This is a genomic window from Nocardioides pocheonensis, from assembly GCF_003725535.1.
GTDB classification, from domain to species: domain Bacteria; phylum Actinomycetota; class Actinomycetes; order Propionibacteriales; family Nocardioidaceae; genus Marmoricola; species Marmoricola pocheonensis.
On sequence record NZ_RJSF01000040.1, the window covers coordinates 391769 to 403597 of the forward strand.

The window sequence follows — 11829 nt, forward strand, 5'->3', positions numbered from 1 at the left end:
TTCGGAGGGAGGGGGTCTGCCATAGTCGGCGCATGAGCCTTCGTCAGCGCTTCCTGGCCGCAGGAGCCCGCCAGCTGGGGCACCCCAGCGGGTGGCGCGGCCGGCTGGTCGGGCGCGCGCTCAACAAGGGCAACCGCACGCTCGTCGAGGCCGCGATCGCCGCGACCGGTGTCGGCCCCGGACAGACCGCGGCGGACATCGGCTTCGGTGGCGGCGTCGGGCTGGGCCTGCTGCTGGACCGGGTCGGACCCACCGGGAGCGTCCACGGGATCGACGTCTCGACCACGATGGTCGACCAGGCCCGGCGCGCCTTTCGCGAGCAGTGCGCGGCAGGCACGCTGACCCTGGCGGTGGGCTCGATGACCGAGCTGCCGCTCGTCGAGGACGTCCTCGACGCCGCGATCACCGTCAACACCGTGTACTTCGTGGAGGACCTCGAGGCCGCGTTCCGGGAGCTCGCTCGGGTGCTGCGCCCGGGCGGCCGGCTCGTCGTCGGTGTGTCCGACCCCGAGGAGATGGCCCGGATGCCGGTGACGGCGTACGGCTTCCGGCTGCGTCCGGTCGACGCGCTCGCCGAGGCGATGGCGGCGGCCGGACTGGCCGAGGTACGCACCGAGCACCTGCCCGGGCCGCCGGTGGCGCGGCACCTGGTGATCGGCCAAGCCTAGAATTCGTTCTAGTCTGGGCCCATGCGCTTCGCGATCAGCCTCGCCTTCCAGCCCGTCGACCAGCTCGTCGCGATCGCGCGGGAGGCCGACGCCTGCGGGTACGACGCCCTGGCCGTGCCCGACCATGTCGTGGACCTGGCCACGCTGGAGACGCCGTACCCCTACACGCCGGACGGGCAGCGGCGGTGGGACCACGCCACCGAGTGGCCGGATCCCTGGGTGCTCGTCGGCGCGCTGGCCCAGGTGACCGAGCGGATCCGGTTCTTCACCTCGGTCTACGTGCCGGCGCTGCGCAGTCCCTACCTGGTCGCGAAGGCCGTCGGCACCGCAGCCGTGCTCTCCGGTGACCGGGTCGCGCTCGGCGTCGGGGTCGGGTGGTGCCGCGAGGAGTTCGCGCTGATGGGGCAGGACTTCGGCACCCGGGGGCGGCGCACCGACGAGGCGCTCGAGCTGCTCCGCCGGCTGTGGCAACCGGGCTGGACCGAGTTCGACGGCGTCCACCACCCGACACCCCGGCTGACCATGGAGCCGACGCCGACCGCGCGCGTCCCGATCTACGTGGGCGGGCTGTCGGAGGTGGCGCTCGCCCGGGCCGCCCGGCACGACGGCTGGATCGGCGACCTCTACACGACCGAGGAGGCGGGTCGGCACGCCCGCCGGCTCGCCGAGCTGCGCGAGCAGATCGGCGCGACGGGGGAGTTCCGGGTGATCACCGCGCTCACCGACGCGTTCCTCCCCGAGCAGTTCGTGGCTGCCGAGGAAGCCGGCGTCACCGACGTCTGGACGATGCCGTGGGCGTACTACCACGGTCTGGAGGCGAGCCTGGAGCAGAAGCTCGACGGCGTCCGGCGGTTCGCCGAGGACGTCCTGTGGCCGCTGTCCGCACCTGCCAGAGTGTCCCCGTGACCTCAGCGGACGTCGCCGTGATCGGCGGGAGTGGCTTCTACTCGTTCCTCGACGACGCTCGCAGCGTGCCCGTCGAGACGCCGTACGGCGAGCCGTCCGCGCCCGTGACGCTCGGCGAGGTGTCCGGGCGCCGGGTGGCGTTCCTGCCGCGCCACGGCGAGCGCCACGCCTTCCCGCCGCACCTGGTCAACTACCGCGCGAACCTCTGGGCGCTGCGCTCGCTCGGCGTCCGCCAGGTGCTGGCGCCGTGCGCGGTCGGCGGGCTGCGGCCCGACGTCGCGCCGGGCGACGTGGTCGTGCCCGACCAGCTGGTGGACCGCACCACGGGCCGGGCGCAGAGCTACGTGGAGTCCGGGGCGGTGCACGTGCCGTTCGCCGACCCGTACTGTGGCCGGCTCGCCGAGACGGCCGGCAGGCAGCCAGGGATCAAGACGGGCGGCACCATGGTGGTGGTCCAGGGGCCGCGCTTCTCCACGCGTGCGGAGTCGCAGCACTACGCGGCGCAGGGCTGGTCGCTGATCAACATGACCGGGCACCCCGAAGCGGTCCTCGCCCGCGAGCTGCAGATGTGCTACCTGAGCATTGCGCTGGTGACCGACATGGACGCCGGGGTGGAGTCCGGTGAGGGCGTGGGCCAGGAAGAGGTCTTCGCGATGTTCGCCCGCAACGTCGAGCGGCTCAAGGTCCTGCTCGCGGCGCTCATCGGTGAGCTGCCCGATCCTGCCGGGTGCACCTGCGCGACCTGGGCGGACGGGCTCGACCTCACCTACGAGGTCCCCGGTGGGCGCACCGGCTGAGCCACCGGCGTCACGGGCCCGTAAGCATTGCGGGTCCGCGGAGGCCGCGGCGAGCCCTAACCTCGTGACATGACCGTCGAGCTCCAGGACGAGGCGAGGTGACCATGGCGCGAGTGCTGGTCGTCGACGACGACGTGACCGTCCGCGAGGTGGTCGTGTCCTACCTCCGCGCCGCGGGCCACACGGTGGTGGAGGCGGCCGACGGCGCCGACGCGCTCCGCGCGATGCGGTCCGATCCTGCCGACCTGGTCGTGCTCGACCTGATGATGCCGGGCATCGACGGGCTCGAGGTCTGCCGTCGCCTGCGGGCGGCCGGCGACGTGCCGATCATCATGCTCACCGCGCTCGGAGCGGAGGTCGACCGCGTGGTCGGCCTGGAGTCCGGCGCCGACGACTACGTCACGAAGCCGTTCAGCCCGCGCGAGCTCGTGCTCCGCGTGGAGGCGTTGCTGCGACGGGTGGGGGAGAAGGCGAAGCCGGAGGTCGGGTCCGTGACCGACGGCGACCTGGTCGTGGACTCCGGGCGTCACGAGGCCTGCCTGGACGGCCGGCCGCTGGCGCTCACCTCCCGGGAGTTCGACCTGCTCCGCTTCCTGGTCTCGAATCCCGGCACGGCGTACTCGCGCGACGAGCTGCTGCAGCACGTCTGGGGCTGGTCGTTCGGCGACCAGTCCACGGTCACCGTGCACGTCCGCCGGCTGCGCGAGAAGGTCGAGCGCGACCCGAAGCGGCCGAGCCGCCTGGTGACGGTGTGGGGCGTCGGCTACCGCTGGGAGCCCGCGGCGTGACCCAGGACCAGGTCGACATCGTCCTGATCGCGGCCGGCTGGTCCGCCGCGACAGCCGTCGTCGGTCTGCTCGTGCTCTACCTGTCGCGCCGGCGCTCGGTGCGCTGGCTCAGCGGTGCCGTCGCCGTCGTGGCGGTGGCCGTGGTGCTGGCCGGCATGGTGGGCACTGCGAACGCGATGTTCCTCTCCGGTCACGACTTCCACGTGCTGCTCTGGGTCTCGGTCGTGGCGGGGGTGGTCGCCCTGCTCGCCGGTGCGGCGGTCGGCACCGCGCTCTCGCGGTGGTCGCACGAGCTCCAGGACGAGGCCCGACGGTTCGGTGAGAGCGGCGAGTTCACGGCCGGCCGGCACGGGCCCCAGGAGCTGCAGGCGATCTCCGAGGAGCTCGCCCGCACGAGCCGCCGGCTCCAGGAGTCGCGCCAGCGCGAGGCGAGGCTGGAGGACTCCCGGCGGGAGCTGGTCGCCTGGGTCTCCCACGACCTCCGCACGCCGCTGGCCGGCCTGCGCGCGATGACCGAGGCCCTCGAGGACGGCATCGCCGAGGACCCGTCGCGCTACCACCGGCAGATCCGCTCCGAGGTCGACCGGATGGTCCGGATGGTCGACGACCTCTTCGAGCTCTCGCGGATCCACGCCGGCAACCTGCGGCTGTCCCTCGAGCCGGTCATGCTCGGCGACCTGGTCAGCGAGGCGATCGCCAGCGCCGATCCCGTGGCGCGGGCACGCGGCGTGCGCCTGGGTGGTGGGGTCGAGGAGGGTCTCGAGGTCGTGGCCGACTCCGCGGAGCTCTCCCGGGTCGTCGGAAACCTCGTGATGAACGCGATCCGGCACACCCCGTCGGACGGCCTGGTCGAGGTGGTCGGGCGATCCGGCCCGGACGGCGTCGAGTTGAGCGTGACCGACGGCTGCGGGGGCCTGTCCGAGGAGGACATGGCCCGGGCGTTCGACGTCGCCTGGCAGGGCAGCCAGGCCCGTACGCCGGACGTGACCGGCGTCTTCGGCAGTGGCGCCGGCCTCGGCCTGGCGATCGTGAGGGGCATCGTCGAGGCCCACCACGGCACCGTGAGCGTGGTCAACCACGCGCCGGGGTGTCGCTTCCGGGTGCAGCTGCCCGCGCCTGCCTGACCCCTACGATCGCGGCATGACACGCACCGACAAGGCCCTCTGCGCGGCGTACGCGGCCTTCGCCGCCGTCGCGCTGGTGGGCACGCAGTGGACGCTGGTCGCCTTCCTGCGCTCCGACCGGAACGACCTGGGGGCGATGGTCGACCGGCTCACTGCCAACCCCGTCGTCGGCTTCGTCGGCATCGACCTCGGTGTCGTCGCGCTCGTCGCCGCGGTCTTCATGGTCGTCGAGGGGCGGCGGCTCCGCGTGCCTGCTTGGTGGGTCTACGTCGCGCTGGTGTTCCTGGTCGCGGCGAGCGTCGCGTTCCCCCTGTTCCTGATCGCCCGCACGCGGGTGCTGGCCCGGGAGCGCAGCCTCAGCGCGGTGTGACCTCGAAGTCCGCCGGGTCGACCCGCGCGGTGCGCTGCTTGTACTCGGCCACCGTGCCGGGCCAGTTCGTGGTGACCCGGCCGTGGTCGTCGCGGTACCAGCTGGCGCAGCCGCCCCAGACGCTGTCGCGCAGCCGCTGCTGGATCTCCGCGTCGAAGCTCTCTTCCGCCTCCGGCCTCACGGCGACGCTGCCACCGTCGCGGACCCGCTCGACGAGCTGCCGGATGAAGCCGGACTGGGACTCCATCATGTTGATGATCGAGCTGCCGCCGAGGTTGGTGTTCGGGCCGTAGACCAGGCCGAGGTTCGGGAAGCCGGGGACGCAGATGCCGAAGTAGGCACGGGCGCCGTCCGCCCAGGCGTCGTCGAGCGACGTGCCGCCCGCGCCCTGGACCTTCATCGGCGCCAGGAACTCCGTCGCCGCGAAGCCCGTGCCCCAGATGATCACGTCGGCCGGGTGCACGGTGCCGTCCGCGCTGCGGACGCCGTCGGGCAGCACCTCGACGACGCCGTGGGTGACCACGTCCACGTTGGGCTTGACCAGCGTCGGGTACCAGTCGTTGGAGAACAGCAGCCGCTTGCAGCCGATCGGGTAGTCCGGCTTGAGCTTGGCCCGCAGCTCCGGGTCGCGCACCTGGGCGCGCAGCAGCGCGTGCCACCCGGCCTCCATGAGCTTCTTCATCGGCGCGGTGCCGGTCAGCGACTTGTTCAGCTGCTCCGACAGGACCCAGGTCAGGTTGCGGCCGAAGGCCTGCGTGCCCGGCACCCGCGCGTAGAGCGCGCGGCGGGCCCGGCTGTAGCCGATGTCCGGCTTCGGCACGACGTACGGCGCAGAGCGCTGGAACACCGTCACGTGGCCGGCGGTCGGCTGGATGCCGGGCACGAACTGGATCGCGCTCGCCCCGGTGCCGATGACGGCGACGCGCTTGCCGGTGAGGTCGACGGAGTGGTCCCAGCGGGCGGAGTGGAACGCGGGCCCGGCGAAGCTGTCCCGACCCGGGAGGTCGGGGATCACCGGCCGCGAGAGCTGCCCGACGGCGGCGACCAGGAAGTCGGCGGTCAGGGTCTCGCCGGTCGCCGTCTCCACCCGCCACGTCGCGGTGTCCTCGTCGTACGCCGCGCCGGTGACCTCCACGCCGGTGCGCACCCGGTCGAGGACGCCCAGCTCGGCGGCCACCCGTCGGATGTAGGCGAGGATCTCGGCGTGCCCGGCGTACCGGCGGTGCCAGTCGGGGTTCTGCGCGAACGACCACGAGTAGAGCGACGACGGCACGTCGCACGCGGCGTTGGGGTAGGTGTTGTCGCGCCAGACACCGCCGACGTCCTCGGCCTTCTCCAGGACGGTCACGTCCTCGAAGCCGTGCCGCACCAGCTCGATCGCCGTGCCGAGTCCGCCGAAGCCGGCGCCGATGACGACGATCCGGGGCGAGGTCCGCGTGTCCATGATCGGAAGGGTAGGCACCACGGACGCGTGCCAACAGAGCGGGACGGCACGACCGATTGACAATTCCGGCCTAGTCTTCCGGGGTGCAGCTCCTCGAGCCGGCCGTCCGCGACTGGGACTTCCCGCGCCACGTGCGCGGCATCGCGGTCCTCGTCGAGCACGCCGGCGCCCACGGGCTCGCGCCCCGGACCGTGCTCGCGGGCACCGGGCTCCGGGTGGCGGACCTCGCCCGGGACGACCTCGAGGCGACCGCGGAGCAGGAGCTGAGGGTGGTCCGCAACCTCCTGCGCCACGGGTCCGGACCGGCCCGCTCCGGCGTCGTCCTCGGGCGGCGCTACCGGGTGGAGACCTTCGGCATCGCCGGCTACGCGCTGGTCTCGAGCCGCACGCTGCTCGATGCGATGAACTTCGCGCTCCGGTTCATGGACCTGACCTTCACCTTCTCGATCCCGCACGCGCGGGTCGAGGGCGACACCGTCGTGATCGAGACCTGGGCCGACACGCTGCCCGCCGACGTCCGGGACTTCCTGGTGGCCCGGGACCTGGCCGCGGTGGAGGCCGTGCTCCGCGAGCTCTTCCTCGGCTCGCTCCCCACCGCGTACGACGGGCCGCGGGCGCGCGTGACGCTCCCGGCGTCGTACCTGGACGCCGAGCTGCCCCGAGCGAACCCGGCTGCCCAGGCCCTCGCGGCCGAGCTCTGCGCAGATCTTGCGGAGCGGCGTCGCGACGCGAGCCCCCTCGCCCAGCAGGTGCGGATCCTGCTCGCCCAACGGCTCCGGTTCGACCCCGGTGCGGGAGGAGTGGCCGACGCGCTCGGCGTCAGCGAGCGCACCCTGCGCCGCCGGCTCGCCGCGGAGGGCGCCGGCTTCCAGGCCTTGCTCGACGAGGTGCGTGCCTCGCTCTCCGCCCGGCTGCTGGCCACCGGGGGCCTGTCGGTCGCCGAGGTGGCCGAGCGCCTGGGCTACGCCGAGGCGGCCAGCTTCATCCACGCGCACCGCCGCTGGCTCGGCGCCACCCCGGGAGCCACCCTGCGGGCGTAGGCTCCCGGCCATGCTGACCGTCGCGCTGGTCCTGGCCGGCCTCGCCGCCCTGGTCCACGTCTACATCTTCTGGCTGGAGTCGCTCGCGTTCCCGACCGCAGGGCGCAAGGCGTTCGGGATCGGTGCCGAGGACGCCGCCGTGATGCGGCCCTGGGCCTTCAACCAGGGCTTCTACAACCTGTTCCTCGCCGCCGTCACCGCGGCCGGGATCGCGATGGTGTCGTCGGACCGGCACGCGAGTGTCGCGCTCGTCGTGGCCGGGGTGGGCTCCATGCTCGCCGCGGCGCTGGTGCTGGTCGGGTCCGACCCCGGCAAGGCCCGTGGAGCGCTGGTGCAAGGACTGTTCCCTGCGCTCGCGCTCGTGTCCCTGGCGTTGTGGGCCTGGACCTGAGCGCACGCTGCCTGCCGCGGCCAGGGCCGTTCAGCCGGGTGTCAGCGAGTTTCGAGCACCGTTCGCCCATGACCCGATCCGCCCGCCGGGGCGTCGGTGCGGCGTGCGTGTCCGCACTCGCCCTCGCCACCGTCGCGCTGGCGGGGTGCTCGTCGGGCCCGCCGGCGGCGCGATCGGCGACGCCGCCCTCGTCGGCGCCGTCCCCGGGTTCGACCTCCGCCGCGCACCCTGCCGCCGAGGTCCCCAAGGGGCCGTTCGCCCACCCGCTTCCGGGGATGCCGCCGGTGGTCGGCCAGGACGTCTACGGCGCCGACCGGCCCGGTGAGCTCTCACCGGCCGTGGCCGGCGACCGGCCGATGATCTACGTGCCGGACTCCTCGCCGACCGGCCACACGGTCACGCTGATCGACCCCACGACGTACAAGGTGGTCGGGCAGATCGAGGTCGGCGACCTGTCCCAGCACGTGACTCCGTCGTACGACCTCACTCGGCTGTACACGAACTCGAGCGTCTCCAACGAGCTCGTCCAGCTGGACCCTCGGACCGCCCGCAGGGTGCGGTCGATCTCGGTGCCGCGTCCCTACAACCTCTACTTCACCCCGGACGGCAAGCAGGCGGTGGTGATGGTCGAGCAGCACGACATCATCCAGTTCTCGAGGCCGAAGAGCTTCAAGCCGATCAAGGAGGTCACCGCCCCGGGCTGCTCCGGGCCGAACCACGCCGACTTCTCCGCGAACGGGCGCTTCATGGTGGTGACGTGCGAGTTCTCCGGTGAGCTCGTCAAGGTCGCCACGCTGAGCCACAAGGTCCTCGGAGTGCTGAAGTTCGGCTCGATGAGCATGCCCCAGGACGTGCGCCTGTCCCCGGACGGTCGCACCTTCTACGTCGCCGACATGGGCACCGACCAGCTCCGCCGGGTCAGCGCGGCGTCGTTCAAGCAGGTCGGTGTGCTCGCCATGCCCTCGCACCCCCATGGCCTCTACCCGAGCCGCGACTCGCGGTTCCTCTACGTGTCCGACCGCGGTGCCGGCAGGGTCAGCGTGGTGTCGTTCCGCACCCACAAGATCGTCGACACCTGGGTGATCCCGGGTGGCGGCAGCCCCGACATGGGCGGCGTCTCCGCCGACGGCAAGACCCTGTGGCTCGCCGGCCGCTACGACCACGAGGTGTACGCGTTCGACACGGCGACCGGGAAGCTGCGGGCGCGGATCCAGGTCCCGGGGAGCCCGCACGGCCTGTGCGTCTGGCCGCAGCCCGGTCGGTACTCCCTGGGTCACACCGGGAACCTCCGGTGAGCCCGGCGGCCCTCGGACGAGGTGTGGCGGCCGTCCTCGCCGCGCTCACCCTCGCCTCGGGCTGCGCCTCCTCTCCCTCCTCCTCCAGGCCACCCGGTCCGGAGCCACGGACGGCCGAGTCTCCGCCCGCATCGACGACGACGGCGCCTTCCCCGGCTGTCGCTTCCCCGACGTCGGTGCGGGCGGTCCTCGCCCCCTGGCGGCTCCCCGCCCCGGTGAGCCGCTCGGTCGCCCTGGACCTCGGCGGTCGCGCCCTCCTGGCCGGCGGGCTGATGCCGGGCGACCACTCGACCGACCAGGTGCTGGCCCTCGACCTCACCGGCGGTGGCGCCCGACCTGCGGGTCACCTCGCGCAGCCGGCGCACGACTCGGCCGGGGGAGTGCTGAGCGGTACGCCGTACCTCTTCGGGGGCGGCGGCGCCACCGAGCTCGCGACAGTCCAGCGTGGCGGTGCCGCGGCATGGCAGTCCGTCGGCAAACTCCCGGGTGGCACGCGCTCGGACCTGTCCGTGGTCGATCTCGGCGACGCGCTGCTGGTCGTCGGCGGGTACGACGGGTCGAGCACTCCCACGAGCATCCTGCGGACCACCGACGGCACCCACTTCACCGTGATCGGCCACCTTCCCTCCGGAGTCCGGTACGCCGGCGCTGCCCGGATCGGCGGGACCGTGTGGGTGCTCGGCGGCGAGGTCGGCGGGCGCGAGCTCACGGAGGTCTACCGCATCGACGTGGCCAGCGGCCAGGTGCGCTCGGCCGGTCGACTCCCCGGTCCACTCGGCCACGAGGCCGTCGTCCCGGTCGGGCGCCGGCTGCTGGTCCTCGGCGGGCGCACCGCCGTGCACCGCACGACCGGAGCGATCTGGTGGTTCGACACCGTGACCGGCCGCTGGACTCGAGCCGGCCACCTGCCCCAGCCGGTGGCCGACGCCCCCGTCGTCGTGCGTGGGAGCCAGGCCTGGCTGCTGGGCGGCGAGGCTCCCGACTTCACCGACCGGGTGGTCGAGGTCAGCTGGAGCTGACGCGGGCATGCCGCTGGCCCGGCGCGTGCGCCGGGTGCGGGGCGGTGCAGCTATCGCTCGGGCGGCTCGACCGTGTCTTGGTTGAGGTCGGTGGTGCCGGTGCGGTCGCGCAGCCAGGCATGGCCGTGGGGGCTGCGCCAGAGGTACTCGCCGGGGGTGAGCATCGTGTAGGTCCAGCCGCTGTGGGTCTTCAGCCTGTGGTGGCGTCTGCACAGAGCGGCGAGGTTGTCGCTCGACGTCGGGCCGCCGGACTCCCAGGGGACGATGTGGTCCCTGTCGCAGGAGCGTGCGGGACGTTGGCACCAGGGGAACACGCAGGTGCGGTCGCGCAGCTCGACCTGCTCGGTGAGTGTGGGGCTGGGTTGGTAGCCGGTCGACTGCAGGGTTGCGGCGAGGTCGAGGACGGGTCTGACGGTGATCTTCGTGGTCCCGGTGGTTGAGCCTGCCGAAACCCCGCACCATTCGGCGACCTGCCCAGCCGTGACGAGGTGTCCGCCGGCGTTCTCCACCCAGGCGGGAGCGTTGCGGTCGCTCGTGCGGAGGGCGTCCTCGGAGAGGTGCACGTAGAGCACGACGTCGCGGGCGTTCTGGGTGGTTGAGCCTGCACGTCGGGTGGTTGAGCCGATCAGTTGGGTGGTTGAGCCTGCCGAAACCACCGGGTTCTGACTCTCGAACTCCAGCGCCTGCTCACCCCGCGCCAGCATCCCGACCGCCAGCGACCGGCGCACGTCGAGCGACTCCTCGTTGCCCAGCGCGGCGAGTTGTTCGGCACCCCGCCGGACGGCGTCGTCGAGGTCGATCGCATCAGCGAGGTCGAGCTCGCCGTGGACGCGGCTGGTGCCGGCGAAGGAGACCTGGTCGTGGTCGATGGTGAAGTACCGCTGCTCGGCCGATCGGTCGCGTTGCTCGGCTGCCAGTTCGGGCATGAACAACGCGATCGCTTGGTCGACCAGCCGTTGGGTCTGGGTGGGCCCGGTCTTGTGCGCGAACGGCGCGACCTGGGTGTCGACGACGCTGCGGCCTCGGGGTTGAGGTGGAGGGTGGCGTCAGCGATCCGCTTGGCCCGCCACGGCGCGAGGTTTCCGGCTTGGACGCGTGCCCAGGGCTTGGGGAGCCGGTGGGCCAGCTCGAGGGCCTGGGCGACCAGGTTCCGACCGGACTCAATCGACAACCCGAGTGCGGCGGCGAGCTCCCAGACCGCGAACTCACTGACCAGGGGTGCGCCTTCGCCGGCGATCGGGATCCCGGTGTCCCGCCCGGTCCCGGTGATCAACGTCGCCGCGTCGTCGAGGTCGTCGACCAGATGCAGGTGCGTCCACTCCAGTGCCGTCGCAAGGAGTCCAGCTTCGGCGGCGTTCGCGGCTCGACGGAACTCACGCGCAGCGTCCAGCACCGCGGTGTCGCGGTCGGTGCTGGTGGTCGGGTTCATGGTTCGAATCTAGGGGTGACCACCGACACTTTCGGGCCCGAATTCCCCTTGCTGGTAAGGGAATTCGGAAGATTTCTCGAGAATCTTTCGTGGCCCACCGCGGCCGTGCGGTGCGGATGGTTTCGGCAGGCTCAACCACCTGGGGTTGGCTCGGCGGTCGGTGGCTGGGTCCATGCCCGTCGGGTTGGTTTCGAGGCTCGCTGGCGCTCGCACCTCAACCCCCGAAGCAACCGCAGACCGGCGGCCGAGGGCGAGACCCGGCCCGCGCCGTACCGCGTCGTCGCTGCCGGTTCCCCCGGCACAGACCGGAAGCCGGCGGGTGGTTTCGAGGCTCGCTGGCGCTCGCACCTCAACCACCGAAGCAACCGCAGACCGGCGGCCGAGGGCGAGACCCGGCCCGCGCCGTACCGCGTCGTCGCTGCCGGTTCCCCCGGCACAGACCGGAAGCCGGCGGGTGGTTTCGAGGCTCGCTGGCGCTCGCACCTCAACCACCGAAGCAACCGCAGACCGGCGGCCGAGAGCGAGACCCGGCCCGACGCCGTACCGCGTCGTCGCTGC

General features: G+C 72.7%; 12 protein-coding genes. 10 read left to right on the plus strand and 2 right to left on the minus strand.

Annotated elements, in window-relative coordinates; genetic code table 11:
• Window positions 1-32 precede the first annotated feature (32 nt).
• The 6 genes from EFL26_RS12735 (at window position 33) to EFL26_RS12760 (ending at window position 4653) form a co-directional block, all read left to right on the plus strand.
• Window positions 33-668, plus strand: a complete 636-nt coding sequence (locus tag EFL26_RS12735) for a class I SAM-dependent methyltransferase (protein ID WP_123223235.1) — start codon at window positions 33-35, stop codon at window positions 666-668.
• Between the two features lie 21 nt (window positions 669-689).
• Window positions 690-1574, plus strand: coding sequence for a TIGR03619 family F420-dependent LLM class oxidoreductase (locus tag EFL26_RS12740; protein WP_123223236.1), 885 nt, complete (start codon window positions 690-692; stop codon window positions 1572-1574).
• A complete protein-coding gene (locus EFL26_RS12745) occupies window positions 1571-2371 on the plus strand; it encodes an S-methyl-5'-thioadenosine phosphorylase (RefSeq protein WP_123223797.1) in 801 nt (266 codons plus the stop codon). The genes EFL26_RS12740 and EFL26_RS12745 overlap by 4 nt, the downstream gene beginning before the upstream one ends.
• Window positions 2372-2475: 104 nt before the next feature.
• Entirely contained in the window at window positions 2476-3159 is a 684-nt protein-coding gene (locus EFL26_RS12750; protein WP_123223799.1) for a response regulator transcription factor, read from the plus strand.
• The gene (locus tag EFL26_RS12755; RefSeq protein ID WP_183408172.1) at window positions 3156-4283 is read left to right on the plus strand and encodes a sensor histidine kinase; all 1128 of its coding nucleotides are present in this window, start codon (window positions 3156-3158) and stop codon (window positions 4281-4283) included. The genes EFL26_RS12750 and EFL26_RS12755 overlap by 4 nt, the downstream gene beginning before the upstream one ends.
• Before the next feature lie 16 nt (window positions 4284-4299).
• The gene (locus EFL26_RS12760) at window positions 4300-4653 is read left to right on the plus strand and encodes a DUF2834 domain-containing protein (protein ID WP_123223237.1); all 354 of its coding nucleotides are present in this window, start codon (window positions 4300-4302) and stop codon (window positions 4651-4653) included.
• Here the strand turns inward: EFL26_RS12760 and EFL26_RS12765 are convergent.
• On the minus strand, window positions 4640-6097 hold the full coding sequence (locus tag EFL26_RS12765; RefSeq protein WP_123223238.1) for a flavin-containing monooxygenase: 1458 nt from the start codon (window positions 6095-6097) through the stop codon (window positions 4640-4642). The two genes, EFL26_RS12760 and EFL26_RS12765, sit on opposite strands and share 14 nt — an antisense overlap.
• An 83-nt stretch (window positions 6098-6180) precedes the next feature.
• Here EFL26_RS12765 and EFL26_RS12770 point away from each other — a divergent pair, with 83 nt between their 5' ends.
• The 4 genes from EFL26_RS12770 to EFL26_RS12785 all read left to right on the plus strand — a co-directional run bounded on the left by EFL26_RS12770 (window position 6181) and on the right by EFL26_RS12785 (window position 9842).
• A complete protein-coding gene (locus EFL26_RS12770; protein WP_123223239.1) occupies window positions 6181-7137 on the plus strand; it encodes an AraC family transcriptional regulator in 957 nt (318 codons plus the stop codon).
• A gap of 10 nt (window positions 7138-7147) precedes the next feature.
• Entirely contained in the window at window positions 7148-7528 is a 381-nt protein-coding gene (locus EFL26_RS12775) for a DUF1304 domain-containing protein (protein ID WP_123223240.1), read from the plus strand.
• A gap of 68 nt (window positions 7529-7596) precedes the next feature.
• Window positions 7597-8823 carry a YncE family protein gene (locus EFL26_RS12780; RefSeq protein ID WP_123223241.1) on the plus strand — a complete coding sequence of 409 codons (1227 nt, stop codon included), beginning with the start codon at window positions 7597-7599 and terminating at the stop codon, window positions 8821-8823.
• 215 nt (window positions 8824-9038) lie between these two features.
• Entirely contained in the window at window positions 9039-9842 is an 804-nt protein-coding gene (locus EFL26_RS12785; protein WP_148046702.1) for a Kelch repeat-containing protein, read from the plus strand.
• 50 nt (window positions 9843-9892) lie between these two features.
• Here EFL26_RS12785 and EFL26_RS12790 read toward each other — a convergent pair whose 3' ends face one another.
• The gene (locus EFL26_RS12790) at window positions 9893-10768 is read right to left on the minus strand and encodes an HNH endonuclease signature motif containing protein (RefSeq protein WP_123223243.1); all 876 of its coding nucleotides are present in this window, start codon (window positions 10766-10768) and stop codon (window positions 9893-9895) included.
• Window positions 10769-11829: the final 1061 nt, after the last annotated feature.